The organism is Microcoleus sp. AT8-B5, assembly GCF_036705565.1.
Classification (GTDB): domain Bacteria; phylum Cyanobacteriota; class Cyanobacteriia; order Cyanobacteriales; family Microcoleaceae; genus Microcoleus.
Genome location: NZ_JAUBUY010000019.1, coordinates 13,347 through 38,331, shown reverse-complemented (window position 1 = coordinate 38,331; position 24,985 = coordinate 13,347). Strand labels below are relative to the sequence as shown.

Genomic DNA, 24,985 nt, shown 5'->3' with positions numbered 1-24,985 from the left:
AGTAAATACTTTGCTAGGGCGATCGCTGGGGGACAAAAATAAATAAACAGACATTATCCGTTAAATACAAGCTGTGCGATCGGATCTATAAAAAACTTTACAAATAGGAGAGCAGGCCGGAGCGCCTACATAGTGCATTAATAGGATTTAGGCAGAGCCGTGGCAATCCCCCAGCAGGCCGCGTAGCCCCAAGCGCTCTGGGAATTGCCACGGCTCTGCACGAGAAGGTTGCGTAAATCCTCATTCAGTCAAGTTATCCACCATCTAGTGTGTTAATGTTTGAATCCTGCATCTAATCATCTAGCGATTGATAGCACCAACTCGGACGGCGCAGGAGATTGAAGGTATCTAGGTATCGAACTCGATCGGGCGCTTCTACTGTAGCAATCGCTTCATGCAATAAGCCTTGAGGGTTATCTACGTCCCACAAAGGATGAACGATAATAACGCTTTTATCTCCCACTGCAAAACCCGGTAAAGCGCCGAACTGTTCCCCGGAACAACTAAACGAAGCACAAAATATATCGCGCAAAGCAGTTGCATTCAGCAGCCAATTTTCTAAGTCAGGAGTAGAAAAATCCCCATCGAGTCCGCATTGAAAATTGCTGCTAGCCAATGCCCTCAGCAAGGAAAGTCCCAAACGCCAATCCAGCAGACCGTGATAGTTCATATTGCGGTACTGCTGCAAGCAATCGTAACAAGAAGAGTCGCATTTTTGGCGGTGTTGTGGTGACATAATTGCCTCAGCAAAGCTATTTTGAGAATTCAGAATTTTGTCTAAAAGGATGTCTTCCCAGTGATTAGCTAGCCAATAGGTGAAGCCAGAACCGTTAGCAAGGCGATCGCTAATTACAATTTCTCCTACTTTTTTATCCTCTAATTCAACCTGTCGCAAACCGCTGATGTCTAATTCTTCCGGATCGATGTCTAACTCCTGTGCTGCTACAGCACGAACCGTGAAAGCGGCTGAGTAGAAAGCAGCTTTGACAGCAGAACCGGGTGCAATAGGATCGAGGCACAATCCATCAGGTACAGTAACGGGCTTAATTCGCAGTACGCCAGTAGTTTTTGGGGCAATTATAGCGATCGCCTCTGACTCGCCCTGGGGTTTAAACCTCACCCCGTCAGGCTTATTCTGGAATCGCTCATCAATCCACTGATCGGGTAATAGTTTGTCACCGCGTCCAAATGTGGCAGTTCCTATTGCTCCCTTAAATAGCTGTCCTCTATTGTCATTGACGCGGAAAACGCGGCCGGACTTAGAGAAAGCTATCTGAGTATTCGTGTTATTTACTAAGTTAAAATCTTGAGGTTGGGCCTCGGCGACGCTGCCTGCACCTGTAATTAACGCATCGTATTCCTCTTTAGCGTCAGCTCCAGGATTGATGCTGGTACGGAAAGCTAAAGGGACAGCCCACTGAAAAACTCGAAATCCATGTTCCTCAGTTGCCTCGCATTTCGGACAGATTATATCTTCAAATATTGTATTAGAGGTTGCCGTATGTTGGCAGCGCTGACACCTCAACATCCATTTGCGATCGCTCACAGGTTCGCCCGCAGGAACTAACCCGTGTTTACCGTCTGAAATTAACGGTGCTGTAAACCCGATCGCGGTATAAATTCGCTTGTCTTTAGTTTTTTCGGAACCTGGTGCAAATTCCGCGACTGCTAAATCTAAATCTCGATCGATAGTAGAAACTTTCTGTTTTCTAGACGGTTCGTGATGGTACAAATCGCGCACTCTTGAAGGCATCCCGTACATCGGCAAAATCCCGCCCTCAGCGAGGCGTTCTGCCAATCCATCACCAGTCAATTCTAAGTTATTGGCGCACTCATTAATTTTATCAAACAACTGCTGACGTGCATAGTTTTCTAAGTTATCGCGCTCGATACCTTCAACGCCGACTAGCAGAGAATTTATTACCTCAGTTACTTCACAAGAAGTTCCCAACCAGCGCCGAACTTGTTCGCGCCGTTCTTCCGTTTCCTTCCAATTTTGAACTGTGCCAAATTCACCGTGACTGTCCGGCTTTTTTTCCACCTCCCAGCAGTTGACACCAGCAGCAATAAATGCTAGTCTCAAACATTCTTTGGTGAGGAGGCGCTGGGCCATCTCAACCTGTGACATAGCAAGAAAAGGAACCGGCGGCGGATCGCCCGTAATTTTTTCAGGATGCCGGTAATAAAACTCATCGTGCGATCGACCGCGACAGAGAGTAAGTACAATAGCAAAAGCCTGACCCCGGCGCCCTCCGCGACCCGCACGCTGCTGGTAATTAAAGCGCATCGGCGGCATATTTGCCATCACAACAGCCATTAAACTGCCAATATCAATTCCCACTTCCATTGTGGTTGTGACGCTCAAGATATCGATGGTATCTACTACTGGGATAAAATCTCTGTCTTGTTCGCCAAAATTCACGATGATGTTGCGGAAATGCCGCTGTCTTTCGGCCTGATCGTCGGTTTGCCCGGTCAACTCTTCGCAGTGCAACCGCAACGGTTGACGCTTATTTACAGCTTGGGTGGCGAAATAATTGCGATCGTACAAATCCCCGCATTTTCTATTAGATTTCGCTGGTAAATGTGCCAAACAATTAGTACAAACACCTCCGGCGCGGTGCAGGTGATGGCGCTGGCAAGACTCGCACTGCCACACGGGGTCATCGGACACAGCAACTCGTACAGATAAATACCGGGGATTAAGTTTAAAGTGGTGGTGTTGACCGTATTCGCAAATAGCAGATTTCAATGCGGGCTTCAATTCCTGTTCGGAAATTCCGCAAGCTTTTGCACACTCTTTAATATAATTCCGGAAGTTGGAGCGCGCATCACCCCAGTCTTTCCAGTCATCCAGCGGATAATCTTGAGGTTTTCTTGGATATCTGTACAATTCACCTAAAATTCGCAATACGCCATCGCAAATACTCTCAAATACTGAGCTTGAAACTCCGCATTGAATGGCTAGCTGTTCTAATTGATTTGGGAGTAAATTCAGGCGAATATAACCCAATCCAGATGCTTCAATCCCAAAGTACAGGCGACTAAAAAGTGTGTCGCAGACCTCAGATTTAACTTTTTCTCGAAGTGTGCTGTCTCGCCTTGTTTCTGCTTCAGGAGGCAAGTCTAGTTTCCACCCGGCGGTTGCAAAGTCAAATATTTTTGTCCAATGATGGTACTTTCCATCATAGGAAAATTCTTGGTAAAGAACATCGTTACCTGCAGGGTTAACGCCTAAGTTTACTAATCGCTGGATCAGGAGTCCCGGGTCTTGGGAATTCTCAATGCCTTCAAATAGTGCTCTGAGAGGAACTGTGCGGGTATTGCCTCTTTGCTGAATTTCGTTGAGTAGCTTCTGAGCATTATCTCGATCTTTCTGCAAAATTTTTACTGCTACAGGAGAAAGTTCTGGTTGCCAGGTCAAGTTAGCTGATTCAAGCTTTTCCTGTAACTCGCTGACAATATTGGGGTTGCGTTGAGCAAATAACTGGGCTTCAGGACGAGTAGGCTGACCATATTGTTGAATATCTTCTAATAAACGTAATTCGCCTACAGCCAACTGTCCGAGTTCATCAAAAAGTGCTTCTCGTACCAAGTCGTCGTAGTGCGATCGCTCAATGCCGTTGGATATTGAAGCGGCATCTTCGCGGCTGTCAGAAAACACAACTAATTTGCGGGATTCTGCATCTTCCGGTAACTGATAAAACAGTTCTTTGGAAAGTAATTGACTCACCTTAGAAAAACCTGTGCGGAACCAACGAACAGGCGATTTATTTTTTTTCTTAGGATGGCTGTAGTTAGCAGCACAGCAGGGACAAATGGAGGGTAATGCTCCAATAAATTCTTGCTTCTCTACAGAGAGCGATCGCAAGTGAAACAGATAGCCTTTCACCCACTGTTCGTCCGGGGAATCTGGATCTCCTAGAATAACACGACCGCTGCGGGTATCTAACGATGCTTTATCCCAGGAGGCTTTCTCGCCGCCTTCACCTTGTCTCGATGGCTGCTTCCAACCTTTGCAAACATCTTCATTAATATTTCTAAAAGGCCAAAACACGGCAAATTCAGAATACTTGCGGCGATCCAAAGCTATGGCTGTCTTGCGGTCGGGTATCCCTTCAATATCTGGTTCTGTAGGCAAAAGTTCCCATCCGTCTCCGTCATTATCCTGTCTTGTCAGCCTGTTTCCCCCAAGAAATACAGTTCTGCACTGTTCGCAATAAAGCAGTTCTAAAACTCGGTATTCGTCGTAAAGTATGGGAGGATTTTCGACAAATAGTTTGCCAACCAATCGATTTTTGCTGATTTCATTTTCTTCGCACCCGTGATTCGGTTTAGTGCAAGCCCACAGCCCCTCAATATTCCTGAAAAACCAGTGCAGCCGGAAAGATGGCAAAGATGTTTGGTTCGATAAACCGCGAGCCGCTAGAAGTCCTGTTACTGCGAGTTCGAGGTTTTCATCGGGTAAGTCATTGCCGAAAATCTGTTTAGCAAAATTAGCGATCGCTACGGCGCGAATTTTGCCGTCAACTTTACAAGCATTGACCATTCTAGCACCAACTTGCGCGGTTTCAGATTCCACAATTTGACGGCAAGCACTGTATGCAGCCGCTGACTGCAACGTTTCTGCATTGTTGATTTCTGGTGCTGCTGCCAAAGCGATAAACGGTTCGCTCTCCAGAAACTCTTGACCTTCAATTGGTGGAATTTGTTCTAAATGACCCGGTATAATCTGTTGGGAATTCCATTGAGAACCAAAGAATTGATTCAAAAATTCTAAGCTTTTTGGATCGTCTGGTTCTAAAGATGCACTAGAAGCAAGAACCCGCAATTTTGGATGACCGGGATGCAGCCCCAAACGTTGCAGCAAAAGTCGCAGCAAATAAGCAACTTCTGTCCCAGAAGTACCGCGATATAAGTGCAATTCGTCAACAATTAAATGAAAGACGCTGCCATCTTTGTTTAACCATTCCTTTGTTTTTTCAAAAATATCTCGTTCGAGATCGCGCATCAGCATGATACTGAGCATAGAATAGTTGGTGATTAAGATATCTGGCGGGGCATCTTTCATATCCCAGCGGCAGCGCATTTCTGCCCCATCTAAGCGCGGGAAAAAGAACCTCACATCTCGATCGCCAGTGCGATCGGCGTGTTCGCTAGCGCGATCGGCTGATAACTGCATCTGCTGCATTGCTTCCAGAAGTTCTTCTATTTTTTTTCCATTAGGTTTACGATTTTCTTTGTATTCATGCCCCGGTACGGGAGTAACGCCGTTGTACCTGCCAAAATAGACTCGATTGCCTTTTCTATTATCTTGAAACCAATCTCGCGCTGCTTGAGAATCTAAAGCGCGGCGCAGCCTGGTAAGCTGGTCTTCAACTAAAGCATTCATGGGATATAAAATCAAGGCGCGAACTGCTGCATCCCGCTGTTCGTGACTTCTCTGAGGAACCCGATAAGATTTCTTAAAGCTGCGTTTTTTATTTACTAACGGATTGCATTGGTTCTGCCATTGTTCATTTTTCCACCAATCGTTAAGGTGTTCTGGTTCGGCTTTAGGCGGCTTCCAATTTATTGATTCTTGCGCGAGGTAAGCAAACAAAGGTAACAGAAAAGATTCGGTTTTTCCCGAACCTGTACCGGCAGTTACTACAGCATTGTTACCTGCTAATGCTTGCCGTAGCATTTCGATTTGGTGCTCGTAGAGTTCGTAATTGCCTACAAGTTCGCACTCGGCAAGTTGTTTAAAGTCTTGAAGGGCAGTTTGATCTAATCCCGGTACATTTGAAATATCTAAATCATTGATGGTTTTACCTGATTTTTGATAGCTTGGCATCGGTTCAATCCATGGTTCTTGATGGAATGCACCGGGTTGGCGCAGCAGTCTTTCCCGTTCTCGTTCAATTTCGGGAAATTGAGTTCCGAAAGCGGTTTTTACATAAAGTAGAAAGTTGTCGCGAATTGTGTTAAATGCGTTAATTGGATTGTGCATAAGTTACCTCACTATGTTATATCTAAAGATTGCTGCAACAGTGTCTGCCCTAATTTAGTTGCGATCCTTTCTGCTATTTGAGGGGGAATAGCGGAGAATAAATTGAATCCCTGAATTTGCGGCCGAACACGCGGCATTTTTTCATATTTTGCTGCATAACCAGAACAAAGAGTTAAGGATCTTTCTAGAAGTCGTGGCAGCTTAGCGCTGGCGGGTACTGCCATATGGAATGTGCGTTTGTCGTAGATAAGAACATTCCGCCGCAGTGCTTTTAGAACAGCGTACCTCCCCCAATCGAGGTCTATTTCCGCACACATTCCATCTTGCCACAGATAATAAACTTTGGTGTTTCGGGATGGGTGACTGTATTCACTAAGGCGAATGGCGCCATCGGTTTCTTTTATGGATTGAAATTGTAAAGAAATCGGGTCAAAGGTTTTGCTTTGCCAGTTTAGTTCTGGTTCTTTAGACCATTCGATGGTAGCTAAGTAATCGTAAATACAAGCGGCAAAATGCAGCAAAGACCAGGCTGAAGGCGTTTCGATAAAAGGTATTTTAAGCAAATTGCCGATCGCCCTCAATTCTCCTACATCCTCCGCTTGCACGGCGACTCGCTTCGGTATCAACCCTAATTCATTGGATTGTTCTGTGACTTCCAGGTTAATGTGATGTCCCACCGACTGACAAGCCTCTGATAATTGTGCGATCGTAGCAGGCGATCGTGCTCCTGCTAAAATTGCTTGAGGAAAGCCAGCACAAGGCAACCGCACCAATACAGGGGGAGCAGCATAAACCTTACTCTTGCTGCGATCGCTAAAATTAAAGTCGCAATGACCTAGGGAATCGAGGGCGCGAATTGTTTGAAGTCTTTTATTCTTAATTCCGGTATTTTCCTCCATCACACCCGTCTCAAGATTATACAAATAATCAAAGGTTTCCTTAAAGGATAGCCAAGCAACTTCCTTTTTTGCAGAAATAACGTAGAGCAGCTTTTCGCTAGTTTCAGACACGTTCTGCCTCCTTCTGAAACTGTTTCCACAATGGTTTCAAGTTGGATCGATCTGGCGGGGAAATTATCTTGCGATCGTGCCACAATATTTCTTTCCAAGCCCGCATCTTCTTGCGGTCTTTGCACTTTGACATCGACGGTTGTGACTCTGCCAAATTGGTGCCACAAAACATTGCTTGACCGCGATGGCGACCTTTGGAAATCGCCCAAACAGGCTCCCAATCTGTAGGTAGTGATTCCGCAGGGCAGATTGCTATTTGCCCTGGTTCTTTACCTACATAGAAAATCCGCTGCTTTCCTTGTATTGGTAAAAAAGTGTTAAAGTTAAAGTCTGGGAAATCAACGCCCTGCACCCATGCACCAGAAACGCCCGCGCTCTCATTTTCCCCGGTGTGGATCTTCCCGAAGCGATCGAACTGTGGCGCGTTGCTTTGGGATGGCAAAGAATAGTTTTCTACCAATAACAGAGAACAGCGTTTGATAATATCATCTCCACTGCGTGCTTCAATTAGCAACTTCGTTTCCGCTGTATCGGCTGGCAGTTCATAAATACCTGCTGCTTCCGTGCAATCTAACAGCTTATTATTGCCAAATACTTTTATTGATTCATTGGCACCTTGCAGAACCAATTTCGGCGGGGCAAACTTAAAGAATTTATTGCCTCTTTCCAGGCGGATTCCCCCAGCTAACTCTAGCCGTACATTAGTCGGTAAAGCTAAGATTGGGTATTTTTGTTTAATCAGCTCGTCACTGCAAGCAGCCTGCGCTTTGAAAAAGTGCCACCCACTGGGCAAACCATCTATTATTTGCAATTTTTCAAAGCCTTGACAGCTCGATTCTCCCCATCTTGTCAGCAATTCCAAACACTCTTGATGAGCAGCTAAATAAAATGGCTTTTGAGTGGGCAACTGCCGCACTTCCACAATACCTGGCAATCCCTGACTGTCTCCATTAACGAATACTCGAATGGGCGATGCTGGCAGCTTAAAACACCATTTAGAGTCAGCCGATCGCACTTGCAAACCTTTCAACCAATCAAACTCACAACCAACCAGCGGTTTTCCGTCTGACTCACATATTAGAGGTGAAGACAAACCCCCACTATCTTCGTAACAGGAAAAAGCTTGAGAATTGTCTTCTAAAAATAACAGCAAATCCTCTTCAGGAAATTCGTGTTTGGTACTGCAACGCAAGCTTAGGCTAGCGCGTTTGGCAATTGAATCGAGTTTGCAGCACAATCTCAAGATTCCGTAAATCTGCGTCTTACCTGAATCTTCAGCAGTTCCATCCCAATCGCGCAATTCATCAATAATCCATTCGAGCAATGCTTGGCGAAGTTCGTCGCTGTCTCTGGTTTCTTTTAATAAGCTTAAAGTCCGTTCTCGCAGTTGTTTGCGCCCGTGCTTGACTAACAAAAGTGCGATCGCCCCCTCAGCGGGATATGAAATAGGATCTAAGTCAGCAGCGGCAAAAATAGCCGGGAGTGCGCGCCGTTCTTCCTCAGTCAGAAGAGTTTGTGCAAGCGGCAATCCAATGTGATTTCTCTTGCCAATGCTGGTGCTGTTGAAGATACCCAATTCGCCAGATTTATCTTGATTAGACCATTTTTCTAAATCTTCCCAGAGTTCCGACATCCGGTTAAATGAAGGATACTGCCCTGTGGTAGGTTCTTCGCCTAGTAATGTTCGCAAGCGCGGATAGTAAGAATGGGCGGCAAAAGTTCCTTCAATACCGGCTGCTAAGACAAAGAGCGCTAAATAAGCGATATAAGGCGGATAGTCTAATTCTCGCTGCTGCCAATTATCCCGGCTTTGTAAGGCTTTCACGCACAAACCCTGCCTTGTCACCCCAGGAGGCCCCGTTTTGATAGCTGCAATAAAATCTGACAAATCAACACCCCTTTCTTGACCAATATCCGTTATTAGTTTCTCTGTGACATACAGGTGAACGGTACTGTCCGCCATTTCCGGTTTAAAGAAATGAGATGCGATTGAATTATTCCAGGTTAAATAATCCATTTTTATGTTTTATATAATTTGACGTAAATTGGTAATTTTAAGTATTATAACTCTAGTTGCTAAGCAGGTGAGTATAGAGAAACTTAATTATGTCGAAATCGCCAGCCGATATCGATTATAAGACTTGGTGATGGCGTCCGTATAGCGAACAATAATAGGGTTTATATCCGTGAAGTTACTTAGTTAAATATGATGTCGTGCGAAAATTTAATAAATTAATGACAGATAAAATCGATCGACCATTAGCAACAGTAATACTCGCAATCAGTGCCGACGGTAAAATTGCCGATGCAGTACGATCGCCCGCGAGATTCGGTTCTGCCAACGACAAAGCCCACCTCGAACAGCAAGTAGCAGCAAGCGACGCCGTTTTGTTCGGCAACGGCACTTTACAGGCCTATGGGACGACGATGAGAGTGATTTCGCCGGAATTGGTCAAACAGAGGGAACTGCAAGGGAAGCCCCCACAACCGGTGCAAATTGTCTGTTCGCGATCGTCGCAATTTGACCCAAACTTGCGATTTTTCCAGCAACCGGTGCCTCGGTGGCTGCTGACGGGGCAAGACAGTAGGGAAACGGCATTGCCGTCTCCGTACCCGACGAAAGATGGGGAAACGGCATTGCCGTCTCCGTACCCGACAAAAGACAGTAAGTTCGATCGCACATCTGGCACCATTCTCAACAACGGGGAAGATGCCCGTTCCACAACAGAGGAATTTTCTTGTGGAACAGGCATCTTGCCTATTCATAAAAAGCTTATTGAGAATGGTGCAACATCTCAATTCGATCGAATTATCTATGCGAAAACCGCAGGTGGAGAGATTGATTGGATTGATGCGTTTCAACAGTTAGCAAACTTCGGTATCAAACGCTTGGCGATTCTGGGTGGGGGAAAACTGGTAGCGTCTGTGCTGGCTGCAGGCTTGGTAGACGAACTTTGGCTGACGGTGTGTCCGTTAATTTTGGGCGGGGCGGATGCACCGACACCTGTGGAGGGAAAGGGTTTTTTGGCGGATTTAGCTCCGAAATTGGAGCTTTTGGCGGTTAAACAGGTGGGACAAGAGGTATTTTTGCATTATCGGATCGATCGCAGAGTCAAAATACCCATAAATAGGGGAGTTGTATTAAGTTAAATGAACAAGACTTACGCATTGAGAGTCTCAAAGCTCGATCCCCCCTAACCCCCCTTAAGAAGGGGGGGACAAGAGTATTCTCAAAGTCCCCCTTTTTAAGGGGGATTTAGGGGGATCTCTGCGTAAGTCTCGATGAAGTTCGCTCTACGCACAAGTCTCCCTATGCTGAAACAGCCAAAACCTCAATATTCTGTAGCCTGGATTAGCAAAATAGGCGAAATCCCGCAAGCGTCGTGGGATGCCCTGGCGATGCCACTAAAAACTCCATTTCTCGAATGGGATTGGCTGAACAATCTCGAAGTATCGGGCTCTGCGACAGGTAAAACCGGTTGGCTACCGCATCACTTGACTGTGTGGCGAGACAAACAGTTGATTGCTTGCGCGCCACTTTATGTCAAAAGCCACAGCTACGGCGAATTTGTATTCGATAATCAGTGGGCGGATTTAGCTCAACGTTTGGGTATTCAATATTATCCCAAATTGATGGGAATGACGCCGTTTACTCCGGCTGAAGGCTATCGGTTTTTGATTGCCGAGGGGGAAGATGAAGACGAGTTAACCGGAGTAATGGTAAGCGCGATCGACCATTTTTGCGATCGGCACAATATCTCCGGCTGCAATTTCCTTTATGTCGATCCAGAATGGCGGCAGCGCATGGAACGCCACGGTTTCAGCGCTTGGTTGCACCACAGCTATATTTGGCAAAATCAAGGCTATCAAAATTTTGACAATTATTTAGGCGCATTTAATGCCAACCAGCGCCGCAATATCAAGCGCGAACGCAAAGCAGTCGATCAAGCTGGTTTGTTGGTAAAAACGCTGACTGGCGATGAAATTCCCCAAGCCATGTTTGCTCAAATGTATGCTTTTTATGAGAATACTTGCGACAAATTTGGTTGGTGGGGAAGCAAGTATCTGACTAAGCGATTTTTTGAACAGTTGCACCACAATTACCGCGATCGAGTTTTATTTGTAGCCGCCTACGACAAGGAAGATGAGAGACAGCCGATGGGTATGTCTTTTTGTTTGTATAAGGGCGATCGACTGTACGGCCGTTATTGGGGAAGTTTGCAGGAAATCGACTGCTTGCACTTCGATGCTTGTTACTATACGCCGATCGAATGGGCGATCGATCGGGGCATCCAAAGCTTCGATCCCGGTGCCGGCGGGCGGCACAAAAAACGGCGTGGCTTTCCAGCTACGCCCAATTATAGTTTGCACCGATTTTATAACAACCGTCTTGCCCAAATTCTCAAGTCTTATATCGGTCAAATCAACGAAAGAGAACAGGAAGAAATTGATGCAATCAACGAGGATTTACCTTTTACTAAGTTACCTCCGTTGTTACTCGGCGAGTGACGGTTGACTGGGAATTGGGAATTGTAAATTAGTAACAGCCCATCGGTGTCAACCTAATACTAAAACCCTGTGTATATCTCGTTTGTATCGAAGTTTCGATCCCCCTAAATCCCCCCGATCGGTGGGGAGTAGGGGTTGACTTTGAATGCTCTTTCCCCTTTATTAATGGGAGTTAGAGGGGAGGTAAGAATACTCTTTTCCCCCCTTATTAAGGGAGGTTAGGGGGCTCTAAACTCAACTATAAACGATATTGATTATGGATTTGAGTCTTAAGTTGACACGAATGGTAACAGTCAACAGTCAACAGTCAACAGTCAACAGTCAACAGTTAAACTAATTCAAAATTACCTTGCCATCTTCCTGAATTTGCAGCGATTTTGTATCAGCCTCCAACTCAGTTGTCGCGCCGAAACTGACTTGCAACATTCCCGGCATCGCGGTTGCTTGGGGGCGAACCAGCAGCAATCCGCCGTCTGGGCGCTGATAAGTGATGGTGATGGGCACTTGGATGGCTTGAAGCAAAATTTCCGATTGTTCGCCCAGAGTGCGCGGCTGGGTGACGCCTACGATTTGATAATTGATGACGGCATTGGTGGTATTCACCAGTTTAATTACTATCATGCCTTCGGCAGGCGTAACTCGCGCACTGGGCATGGGGAAGCGGGCAGGCGCGTCTGTTGGTGTAGAGGGCATCCCGCTGGGGCCCGGACTCGCAGCCGGAGTTGGTTCGCTGACGGGTTCTTCAGTGGCTGCGGGAGTCTCTGCGGGTTGGGAAACGGGTTTTCCTTGTTGGGGCGGGGGGCCGCCGGCGTGGGAAATTGTTGCGAGACTAACGAGTAAACCGACGCCGGTGGCTGCTAGCAAGCTGATTTTTTTAAACGGTAGATTGTGGCGAAACATAAATAACTCCTCACAAGTTCGATCGAGGTTGTCTAACAAAGTTCATGTTAATCTATGCGGGAATTGAATTTTAATAGCTTGGTTTGGGCCAGAGGTAAGAAGAATCAGGCTTGAGGGGGAGATTTTTTTTTACCGCAGAGGGCGCAGAGGGCGCAGAGGAGGAGGGGAAGTTTTAGAGGTGGGATGCTTCTGATTTGTGGGCGGGGAGGGTGACGGTAACGGCTGTACCTCGATCGACTTGGCTGTCTATGCGGATTTGGCCCCGGTGATTTTCGACAATTGCTTTGGCGATTGCTAATCCTAAGCCGGAACCGGCGGCGCTGCGATGGGTGCGGGCGGGATCTGCGCGGTAGAATCGATCGAATAAATGTGGCAGGGCTTCTGGGGAAATTCCGATGCCGGTGTCTGTTACTTTTATTTGCAGGGCTGGATTTAAGATCGGCGAATTTCTTTTGTTTTTGGCTGCAAGTTGCAATTCTACTTCTATTTCTCCGCCAGAGGGTGTGTACTGCACGGCGTTGCTGACTATATTGGTAAAGAGTCGGGCTAGTTGATCCCAGTCGCCCAACAGTGTAAAGTTGTCCTCAGCGTTGGGCTGATCGACAATTTCCAAAGAAAGAGAGAGGTTTTGGGTTGTGGCGATCGCCTGTTGTTCTTCAATTACCTCCATCAGCAAAGCATCGAGGGGAACTTCAATCCACTGCTGTTGCACGATACCGCTGTCTTGTCTGGCTAAAAACAGCAAATCGTCAACCAAGCGCCCCAAACGGCGGGTGAGGCGTTCGATAACTTGTAGCTGTTGGTGTTGCTGCGGTTCGATATCCGGTTCCGCCAAAGCTACTTGGACGTTAGTTTGAATAGTGGCGATCGGATTTCTGAGTTCGTGAGAAGCGTCGGCGGTAAACTGTTTGAGACGCCCGTAAGACTCTCGCACCGGTGCCATTGCCAATCCCGACAGCAGCCAGCCAATCGCCGCCACGCAAATTAGAGTTAAACTCGCGCCCAAAATCAAATCAAGAATTAATTGGCGGATGGGTTTTGTCACTTCAAACCAAGGATGACTGACTCGCAAATATCCCAGAACTTGCCTGCCGATTTGTACTCGCTGGGTTACTTGTCTGAGAGAATAGTTTTGAGCTGACTGCAACTCATTATTAATTATCCAAACTGTTTCGCCGGTGCGGTTAGCGTGAATGGGAATATTCAGCGGTTCCGATAATGTAGACCACAGCAATTCGCCCGTAGGACTGAACCATTCTAAATCTATGTGGTCGTCTTCTACTGCATCGGTGCTATCTCGAAAACTGGCTTGAATATTAACTTGCAATTTATTTTTATCTGTGGTATTAGGGATTTTGAGCGGTTCGATAACGAGAGTTCGCTCTATTACTTCGACAACATGATTGAGGGTGTCATCAATGCGATCGATCAAAGTAGTGCGGACGTAGAAATAGAAACCTGTGGCGAATACAAGTAATAATACGGCAGTAACGGCAGTGTACCAAATAGCGAGGCGGCGGCGGGTAGCTTGGAACATATTGCGAAGGAAGTTCGGCAACTGATTTTGTAGTGGATTCAAGAGATTTAACTCATATGTTGCACCATTCTCAATTAGCCTTTTCGGAACAGGCTTTCCGGCCTGTTCCACAAGAAAATCTATTCTTTGTGGAACAGGCCGGAAAGCCTGTTGCTGACAATGGTGCAACATCTCAGTTTAACCAATTTAATAACTATAACCTTCTTCCCTTCCTTCGTGTCCTTCGCGCCTTCGCGGTTCGTTAAAAAAAAGCCTTGTTCGCAAATTATCTCAAAAAACTCTAACAACTTTCCATTCTTGATACTTCAGACAGATGTCGAGAAAGCTGTCACCATAGTATTCTAATCGCGAAACTTTTTAGGTAAAAGCTTGTGAATAAATTTTTATTTCGAGCCGCGATCGGGCTGTTAATGGCATTTTTTGGGGCAATCACCTATTTTACAAACGACGTAGAAAATCCGGTAACAGGAGAGAGACAGCGGGTGCAGCTTTCTCCCCGCCAAGAGATAGTTTTGGGATTGCAGGCGCGAGATCAAATGGCCGCCAAGCACGGGGGGCTTTATCCCAGCCAAAGTATTCAGCAGTATCTCGATCGAGTAGGAGCACGAGTTATCAACGGTTCTGTGGCGAAACAAGCGGGTTATCCGTTTGAATTCCACCTGCTGCGAGACGCCCAAACTGTGAATGCTTTTGCTTTACCGGGGGGACAAGTTTTCATTACTGCGGGGCTGCTGGGGCGGCTGAATTCGGAGGCTCAGTTGGCCGCTATACTCGGGCACGAAGCCGGTCACGTTGTCGCCCGCCACGGTGCGGAACACTTGGCAAAACAGCAGTTGGGCAGGGCTTTGGTAACGGCGGTTGGGGTGGCTACTAGCGACGATCGCGGGGGCGGGCAGCAGGCAGCATTAATTGCTCAAGCTGTCAATCAAGTTGTCGGTTTGCGGTACGGTAGATCGGATGAACTTGAGAGCGATCGGCTCGGTTTTCGGTTTATGACTGAAGCTGGTTACGATCCTAGAGGTATTGTTGAGGTGATGCAAATCCTCGGTGCCGCTAGGAAGGGCGAAGCGCCGCCGGAGTTTTTGAGTTCTCACCCCAACCCTGAAAACCGAGTGCAAAAATTGCAAGCTTTAATCGCGCAAAATTACCCTAACGGCGTTCCAGCTAATTTGGAGTCTGGACGCGATGAGTTTGCTAAAAATGTGTCGGGCGGTTAGCAATAATTGCATCGGGCTTTACCGAAATTAATGGGTCTAAAGCCCCGTCCTTCTAGGACGGCTTTTTATTTTATTGTATTTTATTTTCTCTGAGTCCCCCATGAGAACATTTTGACTATACAATAATAGTATGAAGACTCTGAAGTTCAAACTATACAATCATAAGCGAAATAAATACCTCAAGCGAACCATCAATGCTGCCGGGGTAATTTATAACCATTGTATAGCACTCCATAAACGGTACTACCGGATGTGGGCTAAGCATTTGAACTGCGCCAAACTTCAGGCTCATATTGCCAAACTGCGGAAGCGCAATCCGTTCTGGCAGTTGGTTGGAGCTCAAGCTGTGCAGGATATCTGCCAGCGCATTGAGAAAGCCTACCAGTTGTTTTTCAAACATCATCAAAAAGGAGTGAGGGCGCCGGGATTCAAGAAAGTAAAGAAATATAAGTCTTTCACCTTAAAACAGGCTGGATACAAGTTTTTAGGTGGCAATCGGCTCAAGATTGGGCAGAAAGTGTATCAATATTGGAAATCGAGAGAAATTGAGGGAACAGTCAAAACTTTAACCATTAAACGCACGACATTAGGTGAGTTGTTTATGGTTGTGGTTGTTGATAGCGTTTCGGAGTCAGAAAGCAAATTCGAGACGAGTAGAATCGCTGGATTTGACTTTGGTTTAAAAACGTTCCTCACCGTCTCGGATGCTGCCAAAATCGAATCGCCTCAATTCCTCAAACAGTCGCTTAATGCCATCCAGAAAGCGAGTCGCCAGCACTCTCATAAACAGAAAGGTTCAGCCAATCGGGAACGCGCTAGAAAGCATCTTGTTCGCCAGCATGAGGATGTGGTGAATCGGCGCTCTGACTGGTTCTGGAAGCTGGCACATAAACTAACAGATCAGTTTGACGTGCTGTGCTTTGAGACGTTGAACCTGAAGGGAATGCAACGCCTCTGGGGACGGAAAATTTTAGATTTAGCATTTGGGGAATTCCTGCAAATTCTGGGATGGGTGGCGACGAAGAAAGGTAAACAAATCATTTTTATCGACCGTTGGTATCCATCGAGCAAGACTTGCTTTCATTGCAGTCATGTTCTGGAAAAACTAGATTTATCAGTGAGAGAATGGCGTTGTCCGTCCTGCCAATTACTAAATGGGCGGGATGAAAATGCCGCCAAAAATATTTGTGCGGTTGGGGCATCAACCGCTAAGTTAGGCGATGTCAGACGGGCGAGAGCCTGCAATTGCTGTTTGACCTTAGAATCCCCGTGCCTGATGGCCGGGGAGTATGTCAAAAAAGTTATTACTAAAGGCGGATCTAAGTTCGGCTTTAAGTTGGCACGATCGACTTAATGAGCGATCGAGCAATTGGAAAGTTGAAAACCATGATTGAATCTTGGATGATTATCGGGGGCGTGACTTTCTCAGTCGCCTTCGGAACTCTGTTTTTTAAACTCCGCGATATTAATTGGGCCGTCAAACTTGAAAGACCGGATTGGATGTTTTTTGAGCCTGCTATTCCGTTAATTTGGACGGTGATTTTTGCTTGCGGGGCCGGCAGCGCTACTTTCGTGTGGGAACAGGAGCCAGGGAGCCTTAAAACTTTGCTGCTGATGGCTTTGTACTTGCTTTTAGAAATTGTCACAGTTGCTTATATTCCTGCTACTCTCAGAGCCAAAAGTCTGAAAGTAGGGACAATTTTGGGAGGGGCTGGCGAGATTTTAGGGGCTGTATTGACGTTGGCTGTTTTGCCGATTTCTCAAACCGCGGCTTTGTTACTTTTGCCTTACGTGATTTGGGGTGCGATCGGCACTTATACCACTTGGGAAATGATTAATTTAAACCCAGAAGCTGCATAAATCTTCGGTGTTATTCGGCGCACCCTACATACTATAACCCTCGGCTCTTGCTTCGTGTCATTAGGGTCTTCGCGGTTCGTTAAAAAAAGCATTGTTAATAATAGCAAATCCGTGCTAGCGGGTTAACCCACCCGATAAAGTGAGGAAATCCGCTTAACAGTGTGTGGGTATTTGATGAGAAAATAGATGAATAAAACTGCTTTAAATCAAAGGATGACAGTTATCAATGGCTATTAAAGACCAGCCCCAAGCACCTCGTTTTCGCCAAATTAGCAATATTTTGTTATTGCTCTCAAGTTTGTTTTTGCTGGCAAACATCTTTTTACCCAATTTGTTCGGCCCCCAAATTCCACAAGTGCCTTACAGCTTGTTCGTCCATCAGGTTCAAGAACAAGATGTAGTCAGAGCTTCGGTAGGTCAAAATGAAATTCGCTACCAACTCAAAGGCGAAGGTGATAAACCCGGTCAAGTGCTGTCAACTACGCCGATTTTTGACCTGGAATTGCCTAAACTTTTACAAGAAAAAGGCGTTGAATTTGCGGCAACTCCCCCTTCCAAAAATGGCTGGATCGGCAGTGTTTTAAGCTGGGTAGTTCCGCCGCTGATTTTTGTGGCGATTTTTCAATTTTTCATGAACAGACAGGGCGGTGGGCCACAGGGTGCGCTGTCGCTGGGCAAAAGCAAAGCTAAGGTCTATGTAGAAGGCGAATCGGCGAAAATTACTTTTGCTGATGTGGCTGGAGTAGAAGAGGCTAAAACTGAATTAGTCGAAGTTGTTGAATTCCTGAAAACTCCCGACAGATTTACGGCAATCGGTGCGAGAATTCCGAAAGGCGTGCTGTTAGTCGGGCCTCCGGGAACTGGCAAAACGCTGTTAGCAAAAGCAGTGGCTGGTGAAGCTGGCGTACCGTTTTTTAGCATCTCCGGTTCGGAGTTTGTGGAACTGTTTGTAGGTGTTGGTTCTGCCAGAGTTAGAGATTTATTTGAGCAGGCTAAGAAACAGGCTCCTTGTATTATTTTCATTGATGAATTGGACGCGATCGGCAAATCTCGTAGCAGTAACGCTAGCTTTGGGGGGAATGATGAACGCGAACAAACTCTCAATCAATTGTTAACTGAAATGGATGGTTTTGCGGCGGGCAATACTACGGTAATTGTGCTGGCTGCAACTAACCGCCCGGAAAGTTTGGATGCTGCTTTGTTGCGCCCTGGCCGTTTCGATCGCCAAGTTTTAGTCGATCGCCCCGATTTATCTGGTCGCGAAGAAATTTTGAACATTCACTCTCAAAAAGTGAAGTTGGGCCCGGATATTGACTTGAAGGCCGTGGCCGCTCGCACCCCCGGTTTTTCGGGCGCAGATTTGGCAAATTTGGTCAATGAAGCTGCTTTGTTGGCGGCCCGCAACAAACGACTAACTGTAGCGCAGGAAGACTTTTTTGAGGCGTTTGAGCGCGTTGTGGCCGGCTTGGAAAAGAAAAGCCGGGTGCTCAATGAAAAAGAGAAAAAGATTGTGGCTTACCACGAAGTCGGGCACGCGATGGTGGGTGCTGCGATGACTGGTAATGGCGAAGTTGCCAAAATCTCGATCGTCCCTCGCGGTATGGCTGCTTTGGGTTATACTTTGCAGTTACCGACTGAAGACCGTTTCTTGTTAGATGAGTCGGAATTGCGGGGTCAAATTGCGACTTTGTTGGGCGGGCGATCGGCTGAGGAAGTCGTGTTTGGTAGCATTACTACTGGCGCTTCAAATGACTTGCAAAGGGCGACTGATTTAGCTGAACGGATGGTGACAACTTACGGGATGAGTAAGGTTTTGGGGCCTCTAGCTTACGATCGAGGTCAACAATCAATGTTCCTCAATGACGGTATGGGAAATGCCCGCCGTGCGGTGAGTGCTCAAACTGCTGAGGCGATCGACCAAGAAGTGAAGGAAATTGTCGAAACTGCACATCAGCAAGCTTTGGATATTCTGAAAGCAAATCGGGAATTGTTGGAAACAATTACGCAGAAACTGTTGGAAACTGAGGTGGTGGAAGGTGACGCACTTCGCGAATTCCTCCGTCAAGTGCGGCCTTTAGATAAGGTGGCGGCTTGAGTTTAATAGGGTTTAATCGGACTTACCCATGAGAGTCCAGAAACCGGGTTTTTATTGAGAAGACGCGCTGTAGGCGACAAATTCGGAAAAAACCCGGTTTCTTTATTCGGAGTGCGTCCAGGACTGTTTAATTAAACCGGACAAACGCAGATGAGTCCAAATCATCTGCGTTTTTTAGTGTCCGGGTGAGTTCAGCCGTTAGCCAGTATCAACGGACACTACACCCGGTGAGATAACTTTTATGCCGATCGACTTGCGGCCGTCATGACAATCAGAATGCCAAATTGGCTTCGCACCATAGGTTTGCGCCTCCCGCACGCGCCGGGATTCAGGCTGTTTTGACAGCAGCCAACAATCCATGCTACTTTGTCGTATAGGCTACACACAAACTGATTCTGCTACTGGATCACTGAGAAAAACTGTTTCTCCCTGAAAACTATTGCTCACGGTGCTCAACCTGTGAGAAGATTCGGCTAATAAAATTAAACGCGATCGAGCTATGACTGTTCGGGTATATAGAACGCACGCTTACGAGACAACCCATGAGAACCGTATATTCGATGGCTTGCTAAACGAATTGGAACGGGCGTGGGGTGATTCGGATGATTTGATAATTCTGTTAGGAAACTTCTACTGTGAAGGAAGCGAAATTGATGCAGCAATTCTGAAAAGAAACAGTATTACTGTCATCGACTTCAAAGACTACGGGGGAAATATTACTTTTTCAGAAAATGGGCCGTGGCTGGCTGGTGACGTGGAGGTAAAAGGGGGAAGCAAGCCAAATCCATTTATTCAAGTCAGAGATAACAAATTTGCGCTACTCAACAGTTTAAAAAGAATTAGATTCCCGTCAGATAGAAAACCAAATTTAGGATATATATCTGGGTTAGTGCTTTTTCACAAACCCATTACCTTTGACGAAAGACAGCTATCGCCTAATATTGAAAGGTGGTTTCATGTTGTTGACTTCGCCGGTACAATACAGCGGTTATCTCAAATCACTAGCCGAGAAATCAATTTTTCTAAGCAAGATTTAGCAGACATTGTTCAACATTTTTCTATTGCTGATTATATTCCTCCAGGATTGGGTACTAAAGCAATTCCTGACTCTTTATCAGCAGTTGATACTGCTAAAGTTGAGTTACCTAAGTCTCTTGAATTTGTAGTTAATCGCGTTGAGCAATTTTTAGCTTCCTCAAAGAAGGTTTTAATCGTGACTGGGATGATGGGAACAGGTTTGCATCTTCTGCAAAAAGCGATTTCAGATACATCTAGAGCCTTAAAGCGAAATTGCTCGGTGCTTGCGCCTAACAGTAAGATTGCATCTGTTTATCCAGTTGAATCAAAGAGTATTTACTCGCATCTCTTCACAAAAAATTACAAAGTAGAGAAGGATCAGCTTGTCTATGGATTGGACAAAAATCAGGATACAGAGCAAGAAGTTTACATTGTCGGTGATGCCCACTTGATATCGGATTCACAGTTTGAAAATGATGTTTTTCGTTACGGTAGCGGACAACTGCTTACAGATTTCTTGGAATATACCGAAATTGATAAAACTCAAAGACAGGTGATTTTTCTGGGCGATCCGTTTCAGCTAACAAGAGGTAAAGTGGAGGAATCGGCCCTGTGTTACGAGCGCTTGGAGGCTGCGATAGGCGGTGAGATCGATCGCATCAATCTTGATTTTATACTTCCAGGACAAGAGCAAAATTTGTTTGTCAAAAATTGTCAACAAATCGCTCAAAGTATACATTGTGGCAGATTTAATCAGCTCGCAGCGATCGCCGATGACTCGAATTGCATCCAAATAGTCGATCGCTCAAATGAAGAAGAGGTATCGAGAACCGTATTCCAGGAAGATTACCGATCCACCAAGTTTATAGTTTTCAGCAACGAATCGGTTAACCGCATCAACAATCAGGTTAGACAAGAGTTTTTGGGTCTAGGTAAACAGATTGTTGCAGGTGATATTGTACATATCCACAACAGCCCTGTCGCAGTAGATAGACAACAGCCCGATCCAACTTATATATCAAATAACTCTTTTGCTGAAGTCATAGAAGTTTATCCCAATATTTCACCTTTAATCCAACCTTTGAAAGGGCGCGAACAGCCACTTAAGATAAATTTTCTGCGTCTTCGAGTACGGCTACTTGAGAGCAGTAAAGAGGTTCAATTTTACTGCTTTAGTGATTATTTGTATGCAGAAAAGCCAGAATTTGACAAGGACACACTTGTAGCTCTGCGGGTTTCAGCAGAAAGCAGATTTAGACAACAGCAGAAACAGGTAATAGAATCAGACGAATCGGATAACTCTAGCGAATTAGCAAAGTTTCTACGCAGCGATCCGTATTTAAACGCAGCCCATCTGAGGTTTGGCTACGCGCTGACTCTACATCGCGCCCAGGGACAGCGGTTTAAGACTGCGATCGCAAATATGGATACCGGCCAGGGACAAACAAATGCCGCTTATTTTCGATGGGTTTATACCTTGTTTTCTGTCTCCCAAAATCAACTTTTTCTCTTAAATTTTCCCTCAATTACACCATTTTTTAAAACAACTTGGAAGAACAGTCAAAGCAAGCTCGATTCAGTGGTATTTAAGGATTTAATTGCATTTGATCCGGATTCAGCAGCAGGGAATGCAAATATTTCGGCTTTCCCTATCCACGAAAAACCTTTGAAAAATCTTTACTTACATATCGCGGCAATTCTGAGATTCCATCAAATCCAGGTAATTTCATACAAGCATAATAGTTATCAGGAAGTTTACGAGTTTGCCTCGGAAGAGGGTCGATGTTCCTGCTGTCTTCGCTTGCATTACAATGGGCAATTTGAGGTCACGCGAATTGAAACTGTAAAATCTGAGCCGATTGAATTTGCCGCTTTAGTGCGCGATGTTATTACATCAAAAGTGCGATTAGGAAATGAATTTCAGCAAACAGTTCAAGCTATCATAAAAGCAAAACTAGACTCACACAAAATAGCCATCTGGGGAATTGAACACCACTACTACCATCAATTTTACTATCTCAAATCAGAACATGACACTCTCAAACTGAAAGTTGTCTACGATGGAGATGCTTTTGTGACGCAAGTTGTGCCGCTCGGCTACACAAATTTACAAATCTCAGAATTAGTTCGCCTCGCACTGGAATTATAAAAATGTCAAATTTAACGGAAGAAATCAAAAATTTGAGAAAAGCTGGACGCATAGATGAAGCTTATTCGAGAGGGCACGAACTGCTAAAACAACATCCAAATGACAAATTCCTGGCTAGCAGTTTAGGTTGGGTTCTCTATGACAAAGTAAAAAAACTAATAGATACGGCTAATCAATCTCAATCCATAGATTCAGAGACATCTGTCAGCCAACTCAGGGAAATATTGGCAGAATATTACAAACTCAAGCTGACTCGACCAGATTTGCTGTTTAGTCGTTTGCTATCCCAAATTGTTCGATTAAAAAAGGAAATCAAGTTTTTACCCAAGTTCGTAAAATGGGCGGGTATTGACAGTTTTGGATCGGAAGATTTTCAGGTTTCTACTGCTAATGACGGTAAAGTTTACGAGTCATTGGTTGAGAAAACAGCAAGGGAAGTGGGGAAGATTGCTTGTGAATTGACTGTTCAAGATTACCCGGATGTACAAGAATTACAAAATTTTGCCGTTAAATTGATCGATGTTGCACTCGATCGCGCCAAAGTTCAAAAACCGGAATGGCTGAATTATCGCAAGGCTTTATTGCTAAATCGTTTGGGGCGAGCGCCAGAAGCTCAAAAACTTTTGGTTTCCTTTGTCAAGCAGAAGCGTAGCGATTACTGGGCGTGGCACGCATTAGCTAAAGTCGTGGAAACTTCCGATTCTCAACTAGCGTTAGCACTTTGTGCAAAAGCGTGTTTAACTTGCAGGGATGAAAATTTTGGTGTTAGCGTTTTTGAGGATCTCAGCCGACTCGCAGCAAATAGAGGCCAAGGGGAAGTGGCTAAATGGGCTGCCTATCGAGCTTTTGCTGTTCGTAACAATAACGGATGGAAAATCCCCCAATCGCTTCGCAATCTCTTGACGGCTAGTTGGTACGATCGTGCAGGAAATCTCTCTAACCCGGAGGAAGTGTTAGAAAATATAGCTGCTAGTGCCGAAAAGGTGATTTGGCAAAGTTGCCCGCGATTCCATGCTAATTACCTCGGCACCTTTGCAGCAAAAACTGGCAAGATTATGCTCAAATTTGGATTGCATTCTCATAGTGGATCTGAAGAAGTTGTTACTCCCGATCAGGGAATGCTGAAGAATTTAAATCTGCCAATGGGCGCGCCAGTGACGCTGACTGTTGATAAAAACGGCGAGCGGCTAACGGTGCTTGCGGTGGAGAAACGCGAATCGGGCAAACTCTTTGATAGTATGTCTTGTAAAACTGGTCGTTTTCGCTTGCATCAAAGTGGTTTTGGGTTTGTAGAAAATGTGTATGTTCCTCATGAATTAGCTGGTCAGTTGCAAAACGAGCAAACAGTTAATGTTGCTGTTGTCAAAAGGTTTGATAAAAAGAAAAACACATGGGGTTTGACAGCCAGCGCCATACTTAGGAATGAGAATTAAATAACTTCCACAAGTTTGTGGGACGGGCGGGACGCCCATCCCACAATAACAATTAAAATTGTAAGTTATTTAATTCGCGATCCTTAATTAGTTACAAACATACAAAAACCCGGCTGCTTCAAAACACCGGGTTTCTCCATATTCTTGCTGCATTTTCGATCGATCAAACTCCGTTTATGTAAGCCATAACTGGAGTACCTTGCTGCTGCTGCGCGATTTCCAAAAGGCGCTGAATGCGCTCCTCTGTCGGCGGGTGAGTTCGGAAAAGTGACTGCAAACCTTTAGTCGAAAAAGGATTCACAATCAGCAGCGGCGACATCGCAGGATTGCCGTGCATCGGAATTTCATGACCCATTTTCTCCAATTTTTGCAGGGCGTTTGCTAAGCCGATCGGGTTATTGGTAATTTCCACCGCACCGCTGTCGGCTGCAAATTCCCTCGTCCGAGAAATCGCCATTTGAATTAGGGTTGCTGATAGCGGTGCTAAAATGATTAAAAACAGCAAACCAAACGGATTCGGGCCTTGTCTGCTATCCCGCGTTACCGGGCCGTAAAGCGCTCCAAAAGTCAGAATTCGCCCGACAAATGTAATTGCACCCGCAATTGTTCCTGCAACTGCTTGAGTCAAAGTGTCGCGGTTGCGGATGTGCGTCAATTCGTGCGCTATAACGCCTTCCAATTCGTCGCGGGAAAGCAAATTCATGATGCCTTCAGTAACTGCTATTGTGGCGTGTTCCGGGTCTCTTCCTGTGGCGAATGCGTTGGGAGATTGAGTGGGAACTACAAAGATTTTCGGTACTGGAATTTGGGCTTTTTTACTCAGCGATGCTACCATATCGTAGATTTCTGGTGCTTCGCTGCGGGCGATGGGGCGAGCGCGGTAAGCCATTAACGCGGCCGTGTCGGAATAGTACCAAGAGCTAAAACTTGAGAAGGCGGCTAGCGCTAAACCGATGTAAAGTCCTTGCTCGTTGCCGATTAAATAATAACTTCCTAAAACGAGAAGGCCGCTTAGGAGTCCTAAGAGAGCGGCTGTTCTGAGTTGATTTGTTCCTAACATGGCGGGTTGAGGGCGATCGCTATTTTGATATTTTTGAGCTTGTAATTAGATTTTCATATTTGCGGGCGATCGCGCCTCTATCTGCCGAAATAACTGCTACCGCCAATAGTAGTATTTTACCTGTTCAGTGAGAGACTGGGAATACCTCGGGATGCTCTCTCAGGCTGCTCTCAAGAGGCGACACAGCCGCAGGATATGACATTTCC

General features: G+C 45.7%; 15 protein-coding genes. 8 read left to right on the top strand and 7 right to left on the bottom strand.

Annotated elements, in window-relative coordinates; genetic code table 11:
- Positions 1–292: 292 nt before the first annotated feature.
- Genes QUB39_RS14955 through QUB39_RS14945 form a run of 3 tightly spaced genes read right to left on the bottom strand, consistent with a single transcriptional unit; the run spans position 293 to position 9,019 of the window.
- Entirely contained in the window at positions 293–5,992 is a 5,700-nt protein-coding gene (locus QUB39_RS14955; RefSeq protein WP_333053992.1) for a DEAD/DEAH box helicase, read from the bottom strand.
- Between the two features lie 11 nt (positions 5,993–6,003).
- On the bottom strand, positions 6,004–7,002 hold the full coding sequence (locus QUB39_RS14950; protein ID WP_333053991.1) for a hypothetical protein: 999 nt from the start codon (positions 7,000–7,002) through the stop codon (positions 6,004–6,006).
- Positions 6,995–9,019 (bottom strand): hypothetical protein, encoded by a 2,025-nt coding sequence (locus QUB39_RS14945; RefSeq protein WP_333053990.1) that lies wholly within the window; start codon positions 9,017–9,019, stop codon positions 6,995–6,997. The genes QUB39_RS14950 and QUB39_RS14945 overlap by 8 nt, the downstream gene beginning before the upstream one ends.
- 218 nt (positions 9,020–9,237) lie before the next feature.
- Here QUB39_RS14945 and QUB39_RS14940 point away from each other — a divergent pair, with 218 nt between their 5' ends.
- A complete protein-coding gene (locus QUB39_RS14940) occupies positions 9,238–10,152 on the top strand; it encodes a dihydrofolate reductase family protein (RefSeq protein ID WP_333209414.1) in 915 nt (304 codons plus the stop codon).
- A 162-nt stretch (positions 10,153–10,314) separates the two neighbouring features.
- Positions 10,315–11,511: a GNAT family N-acetyltransferase gene (locus tag QUB39_RS14935; protein ID WP_333209412.1), complete on the top strand. Its 1,197-nt coding sequence runs from the start codon at positions 10,315–10,317 to the stop codon at positions 11,509–11,511.
- A gap of 333 nt (positions 11,512–11,844) precedes the next feature.
- On the opposite strand, the gene QUB39_RS14930 is transcribed toward QUB39_RS14935, so the two are convergent.
- A complete protein-coding gene (locus QUB39_RS14930) occupies positions 11,845–12,411 on the bottom strand; it encodes a hypothetical protein (RefSeq protein ID WP_333053987.1) in 567 nt (188 codons plus the stop codon).
- A gap of 172 nt (positions 12,412–12,583) precedes the next feature.
- Complete coding sequence (locus QUB39_RS14925) at positions 12,584–13,948, bottom strand: ATP-binding protein (protein ID WP_333054089.1); 1,365 nt, start codon at positions 13,946–13,948, stop codon at positions 12,584–12,586.
- 371 nt (positions 13,949–14,319) lie between these two features.
- Here QUB39_RS14925 and QUB39_RS14920 point away from each other — a divergent pair, with 371 nt between their 5' ends.
- The 4 genes from QUB39_RS14920 to ftsH4 all read left to right on the top strand — a co-directional run bounded on the left by QUB39_RS14920 (position 14,320) and on the right by ftsH4 (position 19,120).
- Entirely contained in the window at positions 14,320–15,165 is an 846-nt protein-coding gene (locus QUB39_RS14920; protein WP_333053986.1) for a M48 family metallopeptidase, read from the top strand.
- Between the two features lie 130 nt (positions 15,166–15,295).
- Complete coding sequence (locus QUB39_RS14915) at positions 15,296–16,519, top strand: transposase (protein WP_333053985.1); 1,224 nt, start codon at positions 15,296–15,298, stop codon at positions 16,517–16,519.
- A 32-nt stretch (positions 16,520–16,551) separates the two neighbouring features.
- Entirely contained in the window at positions 16,552–17,025 is a 474-nt protein-coding gene (locus QUB39_RS14910; protein ID WP_333209409.1) for a tryptophan-rich sensory protein, read from the top strand.
- A 226-nt stretch (positions 17,026–17,251) separates the two neighbouring features.
- Positions 17,252–19,120, top strand: coding sequence for an ATP-dependent zinc metalloprotease FtsH4 (ftsH4, locus tag QUB39_RS14905; protein WP_333392436.1), 1,869 nt, complete (start codon positions 17,252–17,254; stop codon positions 19,118–19,120).
- A 198-nt stretch (positions 19,121–19,318) separates the two neighbouring features.
- Here ftsH4 and QUB39_RS14900 read toward each other — a convergent pair whose 3' ends face one another.
- A complete protein-coding gene (locus tag QUB39_RS14900) occupies positions 19,319–19,480 on the bottom strand; it encodes a hypothetical protein (RefSeq protein ID WP_333271169.1) in 162 nt (53 codons plus the stop codon).
- A gap of 139 nt (positions 19,481–19,619) precedes the next feature.
- Between QUB39_RS14900 and QUB39_RS14895 the strand changes: the two genes are divergently transcribed.
- Both QUB39_RS14895 and QUB39_RS14890 read left to right on the top strand, forming a co-directional pair.
- The gene (locus QUB39_RS14895; protein ID WP_333271172.1) at positions 19,620–22,286 is read left to right on the top strand and encodes an NERD domain-containing protein; all 2,667 of its coding nucleotides are present in this window, start codon (positions 19,620–19,622) and stop codon (positions 22,284–22,286) included.
- Between the two features lie 2 nt (positions 22,287–22,288).
- Complete coding sequence (locus tag QUB39_RS14890) at positions 22,289–23,719, top strand: DUF7017 domain-containing protein (protein ID WP_333271175.1); 1,431 nt, start codon at positions 22,289–22,291, stop codon at positions 23,717–23,719.
- 163 nt (positions 23,720–23,882) lie between these two features.
- Here the strand turns inward: QUB39_RS14890 and QUB39_RS14885 are convergent, their stop codons facing one another.
- Positions 23,883–24,779, bottom strand: a complete 897-nt coding sequence (locus QUB39_RS14885; protein ID WP_333209402.1) for a M48 family metalloprotease — start codon at positions 24,777–24,779, stop codon at positions 23,883–23,885.
- Between the last annotated feature and the right edge of the window lie 206 nt (positions 24,780–24,985).